The organism is Aeromicrobium sp. 636 (assembly GCF_024433585.1).
In the GTDB taxonomy this organism is placed as follows: domain Bacteria; phylum Actinomycetota; class Actinomycetes; order Propionibacteriales; family Nocardioidaceae; genus Aeromicrobium; species Aeromicrobium senzhongii.
On the sequence record NZ_WNJU01000004.1, the window covers coordinates 139,138 to 155,971 of the forward strand.

16 protein-coding genes are annotated in these 16,834 nt (G+C 71.0%); 14 read left to right on the forward strand and 2 right to left on the reverse strand.

What is annotated here, in order from left to right; genetic code table 11:
- Window position 1 precedes the first annotated feature (1 nt).
- The 12 genes from GL325_RS13490 (at window position 2) to ccsB (ending at window position 13,708) form a co-directional block, all read left to right on the forward strand.
- Window positions 2–2,047: an acyltransferase family protein gene (locus GL325_RS13490; protein WP_154595902.1), complete on the forward strand. Its 2,046-nt coding sequence runs from the start codon at window positions 2–4 to the stop codon at window positions 2,045–2,047.
- A gap of 105 nt (window positions 2,048–2,152) precedes the next feature.
- Window positions 2,153–2,827, forward strand: coding sequence for a redox-sensing transcriptional repressor Rex (locus GL325_RS13495; RefSeq protein ID WP_187411705.1), 675 nt, complete (start codon window positions 2,153–2,155; stop codon window positions 2,825–2,827).
- A gap of 76 nt (window positions 2,828–2,903) precedes the next feature.
- Entirely contained in the window at window positions 2,904–4,202 is a 1,299-nt protein-coding gene (locus GL325_RS13500) for a glutamyl-tRNA reductase (protein WP_187769884.1), read from the forward strand.
- On the forward strand, window positions 4,199–5,122 hold the full coding sequence (gene hemC, locus GL325_RS13505; protein ID WP_154595900.1) for a hydroxymethylbilane synthase: 924 nt from the start codon (window positions 4,199–4,201) through the stop codon (window positions 5,120–5,122). Before GL325_RS13500 ends, hemC begins: the two co-directional genes overlap by 4 nt.
- 65 nt (window positions 5,123–5,187) lie before the next feature.
- Window positions 5,188–6,795, forward strand: coding sequence for a uroporphyrinogen-III synthase (locus GL325_RS13510; RefSeq protein ID WP_154596357.1), 1,608 nt, complete (start codon window positions 5,188–5,190; stop codon window positions 6,793–6,795).
- An 80-nt stretch (window positions 6,796–6,875) separates the two neighbouring features.
- Window positions 6,876–7,844 carry a porphobilinogen synthase gene (gene hemB / locus GL325_RS13515; protein WP_154595899.1) on the forward strand — a complete coding sequence of 323 codons (969 nt, stop codon included), beginning with the start codon at window positions 6,876–6,878 and terminating at the stop codon, window positions 7,842–7,844.
- A 23-nt stretch (window positions 7,845–7,867) separates the two neighbouring features.
- Window positions 7,868–9,187: a glutamate-1-semialdehyde 2,1-aminomutase gene (hemL, locus tag GL325_RS13520; protein WP_187769885.1), complete on the forward strand. Its 1,320-nt coding sequence runs from the start codon at window positions 7,868–7,870 to the stop codon at window positions 9,185–9,187.
- Window positions 9,188–9,203: 16 nt separating this feature from the next.
- Window positions 9,204–9,854 carry a histidine phosphatase family protein gene (locus GL325_RS13525; RefSeq protein ID WP_187769886.1) on the forward strand — a complete coding sequence of 217 codons (651 nt, stop codon included), beginning with the start codon at window positions 9,204–9,206 and terminating at the stop codon, window positions 9,852–9,854.
- Window positions 9,851–10,426, forward strand: coding sequence for a TlpA disulfide reductase family protein (locus tag GL325_RS13530; RefSeq protein ID WP_154595896.1), 576 nt, complete (start codon window positions 9,851–9,853; stop codon window positions 10,424–10,426). The genes GL325_RS13525 and GL325_RS13530 overlap by 4 nt, the downstream gene beginning before the upstream one ends.
- Window positions 10,423–11,184: a cytochrome c biogenesis CcdA family protein gene (locus GL325_RS13535; protein ID WP_187411706.1), complete on the forward strand. Its 762-nt coding sequence runs from the start codon at window positions 10,423–10,425 to the stop codon at window positions 11,182–11,184. The genes GL325_RS13530 and GL325_RS13535 overlap by 4 nt, the downstream gene beginning before the upstream one ends.
- Window positions 11,181–12,755, forward strand: a complete 1,575-nt coding sequence (locus GL325_RS13540; RefSeq protein ID WP_187769887.1) for a cytochrome c biogenesis protein ResB — start codon at window positions 11,181–11,183, stop codon at window positions 12,753–12,755. Before GL325_RS13535 ends, GL325_RS13540 begins: the two co-directional genes overlap by 4 nt.
- A complete protein-coding gene (ccsB, locus tag GL325_RS13545; RefSeq protein ID WP_255499583.1) occupies window positions 12,752–13,708 on the forward strand; it encodes a c-type cytochrome biogenesis protein CcsB in 957 nt (318 codons plus the stop codon). Before GL325_RS13540 ends, ccsB begins: the two co-directional genes overlap by 4 nt.
- A 49-nt stretch (window positions 13,709–13,757) precedes the next feature.
- Here the strand turns inward: ccsB and GL325_RS13550 are convergent, their stop codons facing one another.
- The gene (locus GL325_RS13550) at window positions 13,758–14,447 is read right to left on the reverse strand and encodes a hypothetical protein (protein WP_187769888.1); all 690 of its coding nucleotides are present in this window, start codon (window positions 14,445–14,447) and stop codon (window positions 13,758–13,760) included.
- A gap of 95 nt (window positions 14,448–14,542) precedes the next feature.
- Between GL325_RS13550 and GL325_RS13555 the strand changes: the two genes are divergently transcribed.
- Together GL325_RS13555 and GL325_RS13560 are read left to right on the forward strand one after the other, a co-directional pair.
- Window positions 14,543–15,445 (forward strand): ABC transporter ATP-binding protein, encoded by a 903-nt coding sequence (locus GL325_RS13555; protein WP_154595893.1) that lies wholly within the window; start codon window positions 14,543–14,545, stop codon window positions 15,443–15,445.
- A complete protein-coding gene (locus GL325_RS13560) occupies window positions 15,442–16,500 on the forward strand; it encodes an ABC transporter permease (RefSeq protein ID WP_223111307.1) in 1,059 nt (352 codons plus the stop codon). The genes GL325_RS13555 and GL325_RS13560 overlap by 4 nt, the downstream gene beginning before the upstream one ends.
- Before the next feature lie 5 nt (window positions 16,501–16,505).
- Here the strand turns inward: GL325_RS13560 and GL325_RS13565 are convergent, their stop codons facing one another.
- On the reverse strand, window positions 16,506–16,769 hold the full coding sequence (locus GL325_RS13565) for a PLD nuclease N-terminal domain-containing protein (RefSeq protein WP_154595892.1): 264 nt from the start codon (window positions 16,767–16,769) through the stop codon (window positions 16,506–16,508).
- Window positions 16,770–16,834 lie beyond the last annotated feature (65 nt).

Below are 16,834 nucleotides of genomic sequence, written 5' to 3' on the forward strand. Positions count from 1 at the left end.
GATGCGCCCCGAGATCCAGGCCCTGCGGGCGATCGCCGTCCTGGCGGTCGTCGGCTTCCACCTGTGGCCGGGCCGCCTCAGCGGCGGCTACATCGGCGTCGACGTCTTCTTCGTCATCTCGGGGTTCCTCATCACCGGCCACCTCCTGCGCGAGGTGGACCGCGAGGACCGCGTCGACCTGGCGCGCTTCTGGGCCCGTCGGGCCCGCCGCCTGCTTCCCGCGGCGTACCTGGTCCTGCTGGTCTCGGCGATCGGCGTGCTGCTGTGGCTGCCGGCGGCGCAGTGGACGCAGAACTTCCGCGAGATCATCGGCTCGGCGCTCTACGTCCAGAACTGGGTCCTGGCCGCCGACTCCGTCGACTACCTGGCGGCGGACGGGATCCCCTCGACCGTCCAGCACTACTGGACGCTCTCGGTCGAGGAGCAGTTCTACCTCGTCTGGCCCCTGCTCGTCGTGGCGGCGCTCGTCGTCGCGCGCCGCACGGGCCGCGCCCGGCGTCCCGTCCTGCTGGCCGTGCTCGCGACGGTGACGCTGGCCAGCTTCGTGTACTCGCTGTGGCTGACGTCCCAGCACCCGCAGCTGGCGTACTTCGCCACGCCCGCCCGGGCCTGGCAGTTCGGGGCGGGCGCCGTGCTGGCGCTGCTCGTGGCCGCCGACCGGATCCGGTTGCCGCGCCGCGCCGCGATCGGGGCCTCGTGGCTCGGATTCGGCGTCATCGCGGTGTGCGCCCTGGCGTACGACGAGTCGACGCCGTTCCCCGGGACCGCGGCCATCGCGCCGGTGCTGGCGACGCTCCTGGTCATCGCGGCGGGCGCCCCGAGCGGCCGGCTCTCGCCGACTCCGCTGATGGCCTGGCGCCCGGTGCAGGCCACCGGCGACCTGTCGTACTCGATGTACCTGTGGCACTGGCCGCCGCTGATCCTGCTGCCCGAGATCCTCGACCGCGAGCTGGGGTTCGGTCCCCGGGTCGGCATCCTCGTCGGCACCTTCGTCCTCGCCTGGCTGACGGTCCGGTTCGTCGAGAACCCCATCCGCTTCGGCACCCGCTGGGGACTGCGCCGCCCGGCCGTGACGGGCCTGGCGTCCCTCGCGGCGGCCGCCGTGGTGGTCGCGGTGGCGACGTACGGCTGGCAGGCCGGGGACGCCGAGGAGCAGCGCGCCCAGGAGCTGACCCGGCGGGTCAACGCCGACATGCCCGACTGCTTCGGCGCGGCGTCCATGCCGGCGGCGGGGGAGTGCGACAACCCCGAGCTGGCCACCCTGCGGGTCCCGGCCGGTCCCGACGTCGGTCGCGACTTCGGCGGGCACCGCGAGTGCTGGGTCGTGAACGACGAGACCGAGCTCAAGTCGTGTGAGTTCGGTGACGCCACGGGCGTCCCGCACGTCGTCCTGCTCGGGGACTCCCACGCCCGCGCCCTGCTGCCGGCGTTCCTGCGCCTGGCGGAGATCGGCGAGCTCACCCTCACGACGCAGCTCAAGGGCGGCTGCGCCTGGTCGACCGACCTGCCCGGCCGCACCGCCGTGCCGGAGGTCCTGCAGACCTGCCCCGCCTGGCGCGAGAACGTCGCGGACTGGATCCGCGAGCACCGCGACGACATCGACCTCATCGTCACGACCGGCTACTCCCGCAACCTCGCCGGCTCGCCGCAGCAGCGCGCCCGCGGCCTCTCGAAGGCGTGGAAAGAGGCGACATCGCTGGGGATCCCGGTCGCCGCCGTGGTCGACAACCCGGACCACGAGTCCCCTCCGGCGAAGTGCCTGGACCGCGTCGACGCGTGGGACGAGACCACCTGTGCGGTCCGCCGCGAGGACGCGTTCCCCTACGGGGACGCCTTCGGCGACGCGGCCCGGATGACCCCGGGGGCCGAGCGGATCGACATGACGGACTTCTACTGCCTGCGCGACGTCTGCCCCTCGATGATCGGCGGCGTGAACGTCTATCGCGACGGTCATCATTTCACTGCGACGTTCACCCGATCGCTCGCTCCGTTCCTGTGGAACCGCATCACGGAGCGGGTCGGACCGCTCGTCAGTGGCGACGCGTGAACGAGGGCTGCCGCTGCTCTCGATTTTGTGAAAGGGTTCCCAAACTCCTAGACTGACGGCGCGTCACGGCCCAAAATTCCCGTCATTCCGCGGCGCAGGAGCACCGTGACCATTCTTCGCAGCCCCGCTGGGATCCCCGACGCCACCGTCGCCCGGCTCCCGCTGTACCTGCGTGCCCTCGACGAGCTCGCCGCCTCCGGAACGGACGTGTGCTCGTCCGAGCACCTCGCCACCGCAGCCGGCGTCAACTCCGCGATCGTCCGCAAGGATCTGTCGCACCTGGGCTCCTACGGCACCCGCGGCGTCGGCTACGACGTCCGCTTCCTGGCCGGTCACATCGCCACCGTCGTCGGGCAGACCCAGCCCTGGCCCGTCGTCATCGTCGGCGCCGGTCACCTCGGCTCGGCCCTGGCCGCCTATCAGGGCTTCGGGGCCCGTGGCGTCAAGGTCGCCGCGGTCGTCGACGCCGACCCGGCCCTCGTCGGCACGGTCGTCGGTGGCCACGAGGTCCGCTCGATCGACGCGCTGACCGACGTCATCGAGTACGGCGAGGTCTCGCTGGCGATCATCTCCACGCCGCCGGCCGCCGCCCAGAGCGTGGCCGATGCGCTCGTCGCCGCCGGCATCACGAGCATCCTGAACTTCGCGCCCACCGCCCTGCAGGTGCCGCCCCACGTCGACCTGCGCCAGGTCGACGTCGCGGCCGAGCTGCAGATCCTGGGCTACCACGCACACCACCGTCGTCAGGCGGACCCGGCCGAGGAGGCGGTTCTCTCATGAGCGAGCGTCAACGAGTGAACCGACGGCACCTCATGCCGTCGCCCTCGTACCGTTCCTTCCCCACGGGGGTGGCGGCATGAGCGTTCTCGTCGTCGGGCTGTCCCACAAGTCGGCGCCGGTCGACCTGCTCGAGCAGGTCTCCCTCGACACCGATGCGACGGTCAAGCTGTCGCACCAGGCCCTCGAGATCCCGGCCATCACCGAGGCCGCCGTCATCTCCACCTGCAACCGGGTCGAGGTCTACGTCGAGGCCGAGCGCTTCCACGGCTCGGTCGAGGACGTCGCGCAGCTGCTGGCCGACCAGTCCGGCCTGCACCGCGACGCGCTGCTGCCGCACATCTACGTCCACTACGACCAGGCCGCCGTCGCGCACCTGTTCCGCGTGGCTGCCGGCCTGGACTCGATGATCCTGGGCGAGACCCAGATCCTCGGCCAGGTCCGTGAGGCGCTGCACCGTGCCCAGGCCGAGTCCACGATGGGCGCCGGCCTCAACGCGCTGTTCCAGCAGGCCCTGCGCATCGGCAAGCGCGGCCACGCCGAGACCGGCATCGACCGGCTCGCGCCGTCGATCGTCACCGCCGCCCTGGCCGCGGCCTCCGACGCGGTCTCGGCCCCGCAGGCACGGTTCCTCGTCGCCGGCGCGGGCACCATGAGCCGCCTGGCGGTCCGCACCCTGATCGAGAAGGGTGTCGAGCCGTCCCGGATCTGGGTCGCGAACCGCACCTTCCAGCGCGCCGTCGAGCTCGTCGCCAGCCACGGCGTCAGCGCCGTGCGCTGGGAGTCGCTCGACGTCGAGCTGTCCGGTGCCGACGTGCTCCTCACGTGCACGGGCGCCACCGGATTCGTCTTCGACCGTGAGCGGATCGCCCGGGCCACCCCGGACGGCCGCGACATCGCCGTCATCGACCTGGCCCTGCCGCGCGACGTCGCTCCTAACGTGCGGGACCTCCCGAACGTCTCGGTCGTCGACATCGAGGTGCTGGCCGAGCGCGCCGCCGCCGACTCGGTCGCCGAGGACGTCGAGCAGGTCCGCCGCATCGTCCAGTCCGAGGTCGACGCCTTCCTCGCCGGTCGCCAGCAGGCCAAGGTCACCCCGACCGTGGTCGCGCTGCGCACGATGGCCACCGAGGTCGTCAGCGCCGAGACCGCCCGCCTGCAGTCGCGGCTCGGCGGTCTCGACGAGGCCCAGTTCGACGAGGTCCGCCGTGCCATGCGCCGGGTCGCCGAGAAGCTCATCCACCAGCCCACCGTGCGCGTCAAGGAACTCGTCGAAGGCCCCGAGAACCTCACCTACGCCGACGCCCTGGCGCACCTGTTCCGGCTGGACCCGGCCGCGGTCAACGCGGTCACCGATCCAGGAGGTGACGCCACATGATCCGTCTGGGAACCCGTGGCAGCCTGCTGGCCACCACGCAGTCGGGCTGGATCGCCGACCGTTTGCGCGAGGCGCACGGCGTCGAGGTCGAGCTCGTCGAGATCTCGACCCTCGGCGACCGCTCGAGCGCTCCGCTGGAGCAGATCGGCGGCACCGGCGTCTTCGTCGCGGCCGTCCGGGAGGCGCTGCTCGAGGGTCGCGTCGACCTGGCCGTGCACTCGCTCAAGGACCTGCCCACCGCGCCGGCCGACGGCCTCACGCTGGCGGCGGTGCCGCAGCGCGAGGACCCGCGCGACGTGCTGATCGCGCGCGACGGGCTCACGCTCGGCGAGCTGCCTCGCGGTGCCCGCGTGGGCACCGGCAGCCCGCGCCGGATCAGCCAGCTCAACGCTCTGGGACTCGGGATCGAGACCGCTCCGCTGCGCGGCAACGTCGACACCCGGATCGGCAAGGTCACCAGCGGCGACCTCGACGCGATCGTGCTGGCTCGCGCCGGTCTGCTGCGGCTGGGCCGCGCCGACGAGGCGACCGAGATCCTCGACCCGATCCAGATGCTGCCCGCTCCCGGCCAGGGAGCCCTCGCTTGTGAGTGCCGTGTCGATGATGACGCGACCACTGCACTGCTCGCCGTGCTCGACGACCCGGACACCCGGGCCGCCGTCACGGCTGAGCGCACCCTCCTCGCCACCCTCGAGGCTGGGTGCACCGCGCCGGTCGGAGCCCTCGCCGACGTCGTCTGGGGGGACGACGGAGACGAACTCTGGCTACGCGCCGTCGTCGGAGATCCCTCCGGCGCACCTGTCATCCGACGATCCGCCGTCGGTTCTCCTGCAGAGGCGGCCGCCCTCGGGCGTCGCCTGGCCCAGGAGATGTTGGCCGACGGCGCCGATCAACTCATGGGATCAGCGACCACCGCATGACCTCCCACTCGCACGAGACTCCGCCACTGATGAAAGCAAGGAAGAGCGTGTCAACCACCTCCGCGATGCCCACGTCCCCCTCGACCCCCGCGACGACCACCCGACCCTCGGTCGGTCGAGTCAGCTTCGTCGGGGCCGGTCCCGGCGACGCCAGCCTCTTGACCGTCCGAGCCGCCGAGCTGCTGGCCGAAGCCGATGTCGTGATCATCGAAGCCCCTGAACAGCAGGCGCTCGTCACGAACGACGCCGAGATCGTCGACGGCGGCACCAACGCCGCCGGCGAGCTCCTCAACCACACCGCCCGAGGCAAGCTCGTCGTCAAGCACGCCAAGACCGGTGCGCACGTCGTGCGCCTCATGGTCGGCGACCCGTTCACCTACGCGACCGGACCCGAGGAGGCGATGGCCTGCGCCAAGGCGGGCATCTCCTTCGAGGTCGTCCCGGGCGTCTCCTCGGTCTCGGCGGTCCCCGCCTACGCCGGGGTGCCGCTGACCGACAAGCAGCACCGCGAGTTCAAGGTCGTCAGCGTCGGCGACGCGAACGTCGACTGGAGCGAGGCCGCGCGTCACGAGACGCTCGTCCTGCTCTCGGCCGTGAACCGCATCGGCGAGGTCGCCACCGGCCTGGTCGCGGCCGGCCGCTCGGCCGAGACGCCCGTCGCGATGACCCGCATGGGCACGACGACGCGTCAGGAGACGGTCGTCTCCACGCTGGCGAACATCGCCGCCGACGCCGCTGCCTCGCAGATGGCGCCGCCCGCGATCATCGTCGTCGGCGAGATCGTCGCGCAGCGCGAGGCGCTGTCGTGGTTCGAGACCAAGCCGCTCTACGGCTGGCGCGTGCTGGTGCCCCGCACCAAGGAGCAGTCGCAGGGTCTGGCGGCGCGGCTGCGCATGTACGGCGCCGTGTCCGAGGAGGTCCCGACCATCTCGGTCGAGCCGCCGCGCAACCCCCAGCAGATGGACAAGGCCGTCCGCGGCCTCGTCGAGGGTCGCTACGAGTGGGTCGCCTTCACCAGCGTCAACGCCGTCAAGGCCGTCCGCGAGAAGTTCGAGGAGTACGGCCTCGACGCCCGTGCCTTCAGCGGCCTGAAGATCGCCGCCGTCGGTGAGAAGACCGCCCAGGCCATCGAGACCTGGGGCATCCGCCCCGACCTCGTGCCGTCGGGCGAGCAGTCCGGTCGCGGACTGCTCGAGGACTGGCCGCCGTTCGACGAGCTGCTCGACCCGATCAACCGGGTCTTCCTGCCGCGCGCCGACATCGCCACCGAGACCCTCGCCGCCGGTCTGGTCGAGCTGGGCTGGGAGGTCGACGACGTCACCGCCTACCGCACCGTCCGGGCCTCGCCGCCGCCGGCGCCGACCCGTGAGGCGATCAAGTCGGGCAAGTTCGACGCCGTGCTCTTCACGTCGAGCTCGACCGTGCGCAACCTCGTCGGCATCGCCGGCAAGCCGCACGCGACGACGATCATCGCCTGCATCGGCCCGGCCACGGCCAAGACGGCCGAGGAGCACGGCCTGCGGGTCGACGTCCTGGCCGAGCACCCGTCCGCCGAGGAGCTGGCCGACGCCCTCGCCCAGTTCGGCGAGCAGCGTCGCGTGCAGTTCCTCGAGGCCGGCGAAGCCGTCCTGCGCCCGTCGCAGAAGAAGCCGTCCTCGCGCCGCAAGGCCTGAGGCCCGTCTGTCGGGTCGGTCTGCCCGGTCACGTGGATTCCCCGCGTGACCGGGCAGACCCCGGCCCCGAAGGAGGCAGCATGATCGAACGTCCTCGCCGGCTGCGGTCGTCCGCGGCCATGCGCCGGCTCGTCCGCGAGACGCGTCTGGCGCCTGCGCAGCTGATCCTGCCGATGTTCGTGGCCGAGGGCGCGTCCGAGCCCCGGCCGATCACGAGCATGCCGGGCGTCGTCCAGCACTCGCGCGAATCCGCGCGGAAGGCCTACGCCGAGGCCGTCGAGCTCGGTCTCGGCGGCGTCATGCTGTTCGGTGTCCCCGAGCGCAAGGACGCGCAGGGCTCCGGCGCCTGCGACCCGGCAGGCATCCTCAACGTCGCGATCGCCGACGCCCGGGCCGAGGTCGGCGACGACCTGCTCGTGATGAGCGACCTGTGCCTCGACGAGTTCACCGACCACGGCCACTGCGGCGTGCTGGACGACCAGGGCCGCGTCGACAACGACGCGACGCTCGAGATCTACGGTCAGATGGCGGTCGCGCAGGCCCAGGCCGGTGCGCACGTCGTCGCGCCCAGCGGGATGATGGACGGCCAGGTCGCGGTGATCCGCGCCGCCCTGGACGAGGTCGGTCACCTCGACACCGTCGTGCTGGCCTACGCCGCCAAGTACGCCTCGGCCTTCTACGGGCCCTTCCGCGAGGCCGTCGACTCGTCGCTGCAGGGCGACCGGCGGACCTACCAGCAGGATCCCGCCAACCGCCGCGAGGCGCTGCGCGAGACGCTGCTCGACGTCGAGCAGGGCGCCGACATCGTCATGGTCAAGCCGGCGATGTCGTACCTCGACGTGCTCGCCGACGTGCGCGCCGCCGTGGACCTGCCCGTCGCCGCCTACCAGGTGTCCGGCGAGTACGCGATGATCGAGGCCGCCGCGGCCCAGGGCTGGATCGACCGCGATCGCGCCATCGACGAGTCGCTGCTGTCCATCCGCCGGGCGGGCGCCGACATCGTCTTGACCTACTGGGCGGCCGAGGTCGCCCGCCGCCTGACCCGCTGAGCGCATCCACGCAAGGAGCACACATGAGCACCACGGCATCCGAGGCACTGTTCGCCCGGGCGAAGCAGGTCTCGCCCGGTGGGGTGAACTCCCCGGTCCGCGCGTTCCGCGCCGTCGGCGGCACCCCGCGCTTCATGGCCTCCGGGTCGGGCGCCTGGCTGACGGACGCCGACGGCAACCGGTTCGTCGACCTCGTCGGCTCGTGGGGCCCGATGCTGCTCGGGCACGCCCACCCCGAGGTCGTCGAGGCCGTCACGGCCGCCGTCGCGCGCGGCACCAGCTTCGGCACCCCTGCGGAGCCCGAGGTCCTGCTGGCCGAGGAGATCGTCGGCCGCACGCCGGTCGAGCGCGTCCGCATGGTCTCGTCGGGTACCGAGGCCACGATGTCGGCCATCCGGTTGGCCCGCGGGTTCACCGGCCGTGACCGGGTCGTGAAGTTCAGCGGTTGCTACCACGGTCACGTCGACGCCCTGTTGGCCGAGGCCGGCTCGGGCGTCGTCACCCTCGGCATCCCGGGCACGCCCGGTGTCCCGGCCCACGTCACCGCCGACACGATCGTGCTGCCGTACAACGACCCGGCCGCCGTCGACGCGGCGTTCGAGCAGTACGGCGACCAGATCGCCTGCGTCATCACCGAGGCCGCTGCGGGCAACATGGGCGTCGTCCCGCCCCAGCCCGGCTTCAACGCCCACCTCTCGCGCGTCTGCGCCGAGCACGGCGCCCTGTTCATCACCGACGAGGTCATGACCGGCTTCCGCGCGGCGCGCAGCGGGTTCTGGGAGATCGACGGCGCGACCGAGGGCTGGCAGCCCGACCTGATGACCTTCGGCAAGGTCATGGGCGGCGGCTTCCCGGCGGCCGCGTTCGGCGGTCGCGCCGAGATCATGGACCTGCTCGCCCCCGTGGGCCCGGTCTACCAGGCCGGAACGCTCTCGGGGAACCCCGTCGCGACCACCGCCGGCCTCACGACCCTGCGGCTGGCCACCCCGGAGGTGTACGAGCGCCTCGCCGCGACGTCGGCGCAGGTCCAGAAGCTCGTGACCGACGCGCTGGCCGAGGCCGGCGTGCCGCACGTCGTGCAGAGCGCGGGCACCATGTTCAGCGTCTTCTGGGGCGTCTCGACGCCCGTGATCGACTTCGCCGGCGCGCAGGCGCAGGACACGGCGGCGTACACCGCGTTCTTCCACGCCATGCTCGACGCGGGGGTCTACCTGCCGCCGAGCGCCTACGAGGCGTGGTTCCTGTCCGCCGCACACGACCCCGAGGTCGACTCCGAACCCCTGTCTAGACTGGCTGAGGCGTTGCCCGCCGCCGCGCGCGCGGCCGCAGCAGCGGTCCGCTGACACGAAGGAACACCAGATGAGCACCCGCACGATCGTCCACCTGATGCGCCACGGCGAGGTCCACAACCCCTCGGGGGTCCTGTACGGACGGCTGACGGGCTACAACCTCTCCGACCTCGGCAACGAGATGGCCGCCACGGTCGCGGAGTCGTTGAAGTTGAACGACATCACGCACCTGGTCGCCTCCCCGCTCGAGCGGGCCCAGCAGACCGCCCGCCCCGTCGCCGACATCCTCAAGCTGCCGATCCACACCGACGAGCGGGTGATCGAGGCCGGCAACAAGTTCGAGGGCCGCACGGTCGGCGTGGGTCCGAAGGCCTTCCTGAACCCGCGCTTCTGGCCGTGGCTGTGGAACCCGTTCCGTCCGTCCTGGGGTGAGGCGTACGCGCACATCGCGGCCCGCATGCTGCTGGCGATCGACGACGCCCGGGAGGCCGCGCGCGGCCACGAGGCGCTCATCGTCTCGCACCAGCTGCCGGTGTGGATCGCCCGCAAGTCCTACGAGAAGGGCCGCTTCGCGCACGACCCGCGCAACCGTCAGTGCTCGCTGGCCAGCCTCACGACCCTGACCTTCGAGGACGACACGTTCACGGGCCTGGTCTACAGCGAGCCCGCCGGCCACCTCATCCCCGACGCCCTGCGCGGGAAGTTCGTCGGAGGAGCATGAGTCTCGTGCGATCCTCGCGACTCGTCGCGGTCGCGTTGCTCCTGCTCGTCCTCTCGGCCTGCGTCGGCGGTGTCGAGGACACCGGTGACGACGGCTTCATCAGCGGCAGCGGCGAGATCACCTTCATCGACCCGGGCAAGCGCAAGCCGGCGCCCGTGCTGAGCGGCACGGACCTCGAGGGGCAGCCGCTCAGCACCGAGGACTTCGCGGGCAAGGTGCTCGTCGTGAACCTGTGGGGTTCGTGGTGCGCACCGTGCCGCAAGGAGGCCCCGGCCCTGCAGAAGGCCTCCGCTGAGCTGGCCGACCAGAACGTCCAGTTCGTCGGGCTGCTGACGAAGGACGACCCGGCCTCGGCCAAGGCGTTCAACGCCAAGTTCGACATCACGTACCCGAGCATCGACGACTCCGCCGGCCGCAACCAGGCGGCCTTCGCCGACACCCTGCCCTCGATGGCGATCCCCACGACGTGGGTCATCGACTCCAACGGCAAGGTCGCCGCCCGCGTGATGGGCGAGCTCACCGACGCGACGCTGCGGGGACTGGTCGAGCAGACCAAGAAGAGCACGCAGTGATCGGAACCGACGTCGGCGACTGGTTCCTGGACACGGCGGTCTCGGGCAACCTCGTCCTCACGGTGCCGGTCGCGCTGCTGGCCGGTTTGGTCTCGTTCTTCAGCCCGTGCGTCGTGCCACTGCTGCCGGGTTACCTGTCCTACGTCTCGGGCGTCGCGGTCACCGAGCTGGAGTCCGTGCGCCGCCGCCGCATCGTCCTGGGCGCCGTGCTGTTCGTGCTGGGCTTCAGTGCCGTGTTCGTCGCCGGAGGGGCCCTGTTCGGCGCCGTCGGCCAGGAGCTGCTGCCGTACCAGCGCGAGATCTCGATCGCCGCGGGCGTGCTGCTCGTGGTGATGGGCATCGCCTTCCTCGGGTTCGTGCCGCTGCTGCAGCGTGACGTGCGGGCGCACGGCGTCCGCCGGGTCGGTCTGCTCGCGGCGCCCGTGCTGGGCGTCGTCTTCGGGGTCGGCTGGACCCCGTGCATCGGCCCCACGCTGACCGCCGTGCTGGCCCTGTCCGCCAACGAGGCCACCGCCGGGCGGGGAGCGTTCCTGACGCTCGTCTACTGCCTGGGCCTCGGCGTGCCCTTCGTGCTCGCGGCCCTGTTCCTGAGTCGCTTCCTGCGCGTCACCGGCTGGGTCCGCCGCCACCAGCGCGCGGTCTCCGTCGCCGGCGGCGTGCTCCTGATCGTCACCGGCCTCCTGCTCGCCACCGGGTGGTGGCAGGACCTGGTCATCTCCCTGCAGCATTGGATCGGTGGATTCGAGGTCCCCCTGTGAGCCCTCGCGAACGGCGTGCCGAGAGCGCCTCCGAACTGCGTCCCCTGGAGTTCCTGCGCTGGGCGTGGCGCCAGCTGACGTCGATGCGCACGGCGCTGCTGCTCCTCCTGCTGCTGGCCGTGGCGGCCGTCCCGGGATCGTTCATCCCGCAGCGCGGCGTCGACGCCTCGGCGGTGCAGCGGTACTACATCGACCACCCGAAGCTGTCCCCGATCCTGGAGAAGCTGGGTGCCTTCAGCGTCTTCTCGTCGGTGTGGTTCAGCGCGATCTACCTGTTGCTGATGATCTCGCTGATCGGCTGCATCCTGCCGCGCACGAAGGTCTACGCGAAGGCGTTGCGGGCGCGGCCGCCCCGGGCGCCGCGGAACTTCTCCCGGCTCCCGGCCTCGGCGCAGTTCGAGACCACCGCCGCGACGTCCGACGTGTTCGCCGCCGGCCGCCGTGTGCTCGGCCGGGCCCGGATCGACGTGGTCGAGGACGGCGACGCCGGCGAGCTGCGGGCCGAGAAGGGCTATCTGCGCGAGCTCGGCAACCTGGTCTTCCACATCTGCATCGTCGTCGCGCTCGTCGGCGTGGCCATCGGCTCGCTGTGGGGCTACCGCGGCAACGTCGTGGTCGTCGAGGGCGAGGGCTTCAGCAACACGCTCTCGCAGTACGACGAGTTCTCCTCCGGCTCGCTCTTCGACGCCGACACGGACCTCGAGCCGTGGTCGCTCGAGCTCGACGACGTGCTGACGCGCTTCTACGTCGAGGGCAACAACCGCGGCGCCCCGAAGCTCTTCCGGGCCACCGGCACGTACTCCGAGGGCGGCGAGGATCGTGGCGACTTCGAGATCGAGGTCAACCACCCGCTGTCGATCGGAGGCGAGGACGTCTTCCTCGTCGGGCAGGGCTATGCGCCCGTCCTGCGCATCACCGACGCCTCGGGGAAGGTGGCCTTCGACGGTCCCGTGCCGTTCCTGCCCTCCGACGCGACGTACACCTCCACGGGTGTCGTGAAGGTGCCGGACGCCGACGGCGACCAGCTCGGGTTCCAGGGCTTCTTCCTGCCGACGGCGTTCTCCACCGATCCCGCGAAGCCGTCCGTCTCGGTGTTCCCCGGTGCCCTCAACCCGCGCATCGGCATGAACCTGTGGACGGGCGATCTCGGCCTGGACGACGGCACGTCGCAGTCGGTCTACTCGCTCGACACGTCCAAGATGACGCAGGTCAAGGACGGCGACGGCAACTTCCGCGTCGACCTGGGCCCCGGCGAGAGCCAGAAGCTCCCCGGCGGCGGCTCGATCGAGTTCGTCGAGCTGCGCCAGTTCGCCCGGTTCCAGATCGGCCACACGCCCGTCGTGTGGCTGCCGCTGTTCGGCGTGGGCGTGGGCATCCTGGGCCTGAGCGCCTCGCTGCTCGTCCGACCGCGGCGGACCTGGATCCGCGCCCGGCGGGACGGATCACGTACCGTGGTGGAGGTTGCTGTGCTGGACCGCGTCCCGCGTGACGACCTGCCCGCCGACATCGACGACCTGGTGTCCCGGCTCCGTGCCGAACTGGGTGACACACCCGAGAAGGAACTGTCATGACGACCGACCAGATGGCCCAGCTGTCGAACTACCTCACCGGTTCGGGCTTCGTGGTGCTGTGGATCGCGTTCTTCTGCCACGTGGCCGAGTGGATCGCCGCCCACCGCATCGCCGCTCCCGCCGCCGTCGCGGCCGGATCGGCCGGTGCCGAGTCCGCCGGTGCCGTCACGACCGACGACGGCGAGCAGGCTCCGCCGGCGCCCGACCGGTTCGTGGGCGTCGCGGTCTCGCTCACCGGCCTGGCCGCGCTGCTGCTGATCGGCAGCTCGGTCACCCGTGGCCTGGCCACGCAGCGTGCTCCCTTCGGCAACATGTACGAGTTCGGCGTCACCGGCACCGCGATCGCGCTGAGCGTCTACATGATCCTGGTGTGGCGCGCGAAGATCCAGTGGCTCGGCGGTGTCGTGCTGGCGGTGTGCCTGTTCATCCTGGCGATGTCGATCTCGACCTACACGCCCGCCGGCCCGCTGGTGCCCGCGCTGAACACGTTCTGGAAGTACATCCACGTCGGCTCGATCATGGTCGCCGCGGCGATGTTCATGGTCGGCGGCGCGGCCAGCGTCCTCTACCTGATCAAGCAGCGCGCGGAGGATCGCGGAAGCGTGGGCCCCGTGCTCAGCCGGTTCCCGGCCGCGGCCCGCATCGACCAGTTCGCCTTCCGCTTCAACGCCGTCGGCTTCCCGCTGTGGACGTTCGGTGCCCTCATCACCGGTCCGATCTGGGCCCACCTGGCCTGGGGACGCTACTGGGGCTGGGACCCCAAGGAGGTCTGGGCGCTCATCACCTGGATCGTCTATGCGGGCTACCTGCACGCGCGGGTCACTGCCGGATGGAAGGGCAAGCGCGCGGCGTACCTGGCGCTCGTCGGCTTCGCCACGTTCATCTTCAGCTACTACGTGGTGAACCTCATGGCGTCGGAGTTCGGCGTCTTCAGCCAGCACACGTACGCGTAGGAGAGATGCGGGCGGCGTCGCTGGTGCGAGCCGCCCGCGTCCTGAGGTCTCAGTACGAGACCCACTGCGTGGTCAAGGGTGCTGTGGTGCAATGGGCCACCGTGAACAAGCACGAGAACGATTTGGACTGCACCCGCTTGAGTGTCTTGTAGTTCTTGCCTTGCCGCTTGACGTAGATCTCGTGGCTCGGCACCGCACGGACGCTCCCCGCATAGATCGACACACGCTTCTTCTCGACGCGGAGGACGAACTTCGACGCGATCGGCTTGATGGTGGAGTTGCAGAACGGGTTCTTCGCCTTGAGCGCGATCTCGACGAGCGCGCCCTTCGAGTCCTTGCGGACGGTCTTGGCGGAGAACGTTCCCGTCGCCTGACGCTGCGACTCGAACTTCCACTTCCCCTTGACCTTCTTGTATCGGTTGGTCTTCCCCACGAACCTGTAGGTGACCTTCGCCGTCTTCTTCGACCAGTCGAACAGGACGACCATGTCGAGTCGGGCGCCCGGGTTGGTGGCCGACCACGACCGGTTGTCGCCGGAGAAGCGGTAGGGCGTCTTGCCCTTCGGGGTACATGGTCCGTTCTGGGCGAGGTTGGTGGCCGGCGTGTACTTCGGGCTGATGAAGGCTCGGTAGCGCAGGAACAGGTCATTCTTGTCAACTGCGTGGCTGGGCGCCTGGCAGGACAGGGCGACGATGATGGTGGTCAGGACGACCGCGATGGCGCGAGTCTGGAATTTCAAGGGATCCCCCGATCGACTGTGTGGAGTCGGATCATTGCATGCGGAGGTTCGGCCCGGGAGGACCTGAGGCCGCTCTGGTCATCTAGGGTCGCCCCATGGGTGCACGCATCGAGGTCGCCGGCCTCACCAAGACGTACGGCGATCTCGTCGCGGTCGACGACCTGACCTTCACGGTCGAGACCGGTGAGTTCTTCGGGCTGCTGGGCCCGAACGGCGCGGGGAAGACCACGGCCCTGGAGATGATCGAAGGGCTGCGCAAGCCTGACGCCGGCACCGTGTCCATCGACGGCCACGACCCGTGGAAGCGCGACCCGGCCCTGCAGCGCCGCCTCGGGGTGCAGCTGCAGTCGTCGGCCTTCTTCGAGCGACTCTCGGCGCGTGAGCAACTGTCCACGTTCGCCGCGCTGTACGAGGCTCCGGCGGAGCGGGTCGACGAGCTTCTGGTCGAGGTCGGGCTGGAGGACAAGGCCGACGCGCGGGTCGAGAAGCTCTCCGGTGGGCAGGCGCAGCGGCTGTCGATTGCGTGCGCGCTGGTGCACGATCCCGAGATCGTCTTCCTCGACGAGCCGACCGCCGCCCTGGATCCGCAGGCCCGCCGCAACCTGTGGGACTTCCTGGAGGGCCTCAACGAGTCGGGACGCACCGTCATCTTGACGACGCACTACATGGAGGAGGCCGAGTTCCTCTGCGACCGGGTCGCGATCATCGACCGCGGTCGTCTGCTCAAGCTCGACTCGCCCGCCGCGCTGGTGCGCGATCTCGACGCCCCGACCCGGATCAGTCTGGCTCCCGGCGCGATCGCGGAGAGCGAGGCTGCGGCCATCGCCGGTGTCGAGCAGGTCACGGTCCACCCCGATCGCACGGAGATCTCCACCCGCCGACCCGCCGAGGTGCTGGCCGAGCTGGCGCGGCGCGATGCGCTGAACGGACTCACCGCCTCGGGGGCGACCCTCGAGGACGTCTTCTTGGACCTGACCGGACGGGAGTACCGCTCGTGAGGTCCTTCCTGTCGCTGACCCGGGCGATGTTCCTCGGGTTCGTCCGCGACCGCATGACGCTGTTCTGGGCCGTCCTGTTCCCGCTGATGTTCCTGGTCGTCTTCGGCGGCCTGCTCGACGACCAGGGCGCCAGCAAGCTGCCGGTCGGGCAGGTCGGCGCAGTCGCGGCGTTGGACCGGATGCCGCCCGAGGCGCGTGCGGCGCTCGAGCAGAGCGTGGACATCGAGAAGGTCACCAACGAGGACGAGGCGTTGCGCGAGGTGCGCGACGGCGACCTCGCGGCCGTCGTCAGCGAGGACGGCGACCGGTTGGTCGTCCACTACTCCCAGGCCGACCAGGTGGCCGCGGCCCGCGTGCGCGCCACGTTCCAGGGCATCGTCGACGCGGCGAACCTGGCCCAGGCCGGAGTCTCGCCCACGTACTCGCTCGACACGCGTCAGGTCGAGGACGAGTCACTCGAGGCGATCCAGTACGTCACGCCGGGGCTGCTCGGCTGGGCCATCGCCATGAGCGCGACGTTCGGCGCCGCCACGAACCTCGTGAACTGGCGCCGCAGCGGACTGCTGCGCCGGCTGCGGCTCGCGCCGGTCCGGACGTCGTCGGTCGTCCTCGCCCGGGTGGGAGTCAGTCTCGTGGTGGCGCTGGGCCAGACGGCCATCTTCATCTCGCTGGCGGTCTTCGGGTTCGGCCTGCAGCTGACCGGCTCGTGGCCCCTCGTGATCCCGCTGGTCCTGGCCGGGACCCTCGCGTTCCTCGCCGTCGGCCTGCTCGCCGGATCGGTCAGCCGGACCGAGGAGGGCGCCGTCGGCCTGGCCAACTTCATCGTCCTGCCGATGGCGTTCCTGTCCGGGTCGTTCTTCTCCCTCGAGGGGGCGCCGGACTGGCTGCAGGCGGTCAGCCGGCTGCTGCCGCTGCGGCACCTGAACGACGGGATGCTCGACGTGATGGTGCGCGGCCACGGCCTCGAGGCCGTGTGGCAGCCGATGGGCATCCTGCTGGCCTTCGCCGCCGTCTGCACGCTGGTGTCGGCGCGGCTCTTCCGCTGGGACACCTGAGTCGGTCAGAGGCCGCGCAGGTAGTCCGGGTCGTCGTCGGGCCCGAGCGGGCGCGGGGGGCCGGGACGCCGCGGCCCACCGGTGGAGCGACCCTTGGCCACGCCGAAGATGATCCACAGCAGAGCACCCGCATAGGGCGCCAGCGCAATGAGCAGCGCCCAGCCCCACTTCGGCAGGTGCTGGACGCGATCGCGGGGCGTGGCCACCAGGTCGTAGAGGCAGTAGACCGCAAGGACCACGGCTGCGAGTACCAGGAAGACCTTGCCCATGGGGCGAGCGTACCGACCCCGATCCAGCCGCGCGGCGTGACGCCGGAGGCCGTCACCGCCCCCGG

Bases quoted from the DNA above. Each gene is read 5' to 3' on its own strand.
- GL325_RS13490 (WP_154595902.1), top strand. From the start codon at position 2: ATGCGCCCCGAGATCCAGGCCCTGCGGGCGATCGCCGTCCTGGCGGTC.
- GL325_RS13500 (WP_187769884.1), top strand. From the start codon at position 2,904: ATGAGCGTTCTCGTCGTCGGGCTGTCCCACAAGTCGGCGCCGGTCGAC.
- hemC (WP_154595900.1), top strand. From the start codon at position 4,199: ATGATCCGTCTGGGAACCCGTGGCAGCCTGCTGGCCACCACGCAGTCG.
- GL325_RS13510 (WP_154596357.1), top strand. From the start codon at position 5,188: ATGCCCACGTCCCCCTCGACCCCCGCGACGACCACCCGACCCTCGGTC.
- hemB (WP_154595899.1), top strand. From the start codon at position 6,876: ATGATCGAACGTCCTCGCCGGCTGCGGTCGTCCGCGGCCATGCGCCGG.
- hemL (WP_187769885.1), top strand. From the start codon at position 7,868: ATGAGCACCACGGCATCCGAGGCACTGTTCGCCCGGGCGAAGCAGGTC.
- GL325_RS13525 (WP_187769886.1), top strand. From the start codon at position 9,204: ATGAGCACCCGCACGATCGTCCACCTGATGCGCCACGGCGAGGTCCAC.
- GL325_RS13530 (WP_154595896.1), top strand. From the start codon at position 9,851: ATGAGTCTCGTGCGATCCTCGCGACTCGTCGCGGTCGCGTTGCTCCTG.
- ccsB (WP_255499583.1), top strand. From the start codon at position 12,752: ATGACGACCGACCAGATGGCCCAGCTGTCGAACTACCTCACCGGTTCG.
- GL325_RS13555 (WP_154595893.1), top strand. From the start codon at position 14,543: ATGGGTGCACGCATCGAGGTCGCCGGCCTCACCAAGACGTACGGCGAT.
- GL325_RS13565 (WP_154595892.1), bottom strand. From the start codon at position 16,769: ATGGGCAAGGTCTTCCTGGTACTCGCAGCCGTGGTCCTTGCGGTCTAC.